Annotated in this window: 1 protein-coding gene; it reads left to right on the top strand. The window is 65.9% G+C overall.

The features are described from left to right. Positions 1–182 precede the first annotated feature (182 nt). Positions 183–516: PFL_4669 family integrating conjugative element protein (locus ACR6JA_RS23185; protein WP_494599872.1), on the top strand; the 334-nt coding region annotated here is incomplete at its 3' end.

A 516-nucleotide genomic window follows, 5' to 3' on the forward strand; every position in this document is an offset into this window, starting at 1 on the left:
AACGCGGTCTCACCTCCGCGCGAGCCGCGAACGACTCCGCCGAGCTATCTCCAGGGGATAGCCGGCACACACAGCCTTCCGTGCGGAACAAACCGGGCGCGCATGGGCTGCGGTTTGTTGACTGACAGCCTTCCGGCCGATGCCGATGCTGGCGACTCGCCAATTCACCGCGAGTCGCTCCCATGGCCAACGAACGCACAGAACCCCTGCAACTGAATCTCGGATCGCTGCGCAGCGCGATGTCTCTGACGCTGCACACGCACCACGCTTCGCGCATCTGGCACGGCCGCGCGCCGACCGAGGGGCGCCCCGGCATCATCGGTCTCAACGGCTTCATCGGCGCCATGAACAAGATGAAGCGCGGCGCCGAGCAGGACGACCCGTACTCGGACTGGTGGATGTTGCGGATCGAGGACAAGCTCGCCGACACCAAGACCCGTCTGCAGACCCTGCGCGAACAGGTGGATCAGGCCTTGGCCGACGTGCCACCGGCGCTGTCGCTGGGCGAGAACATGA

The organism is Cedecea sp. B1(4), assembly GCF_059414925.1.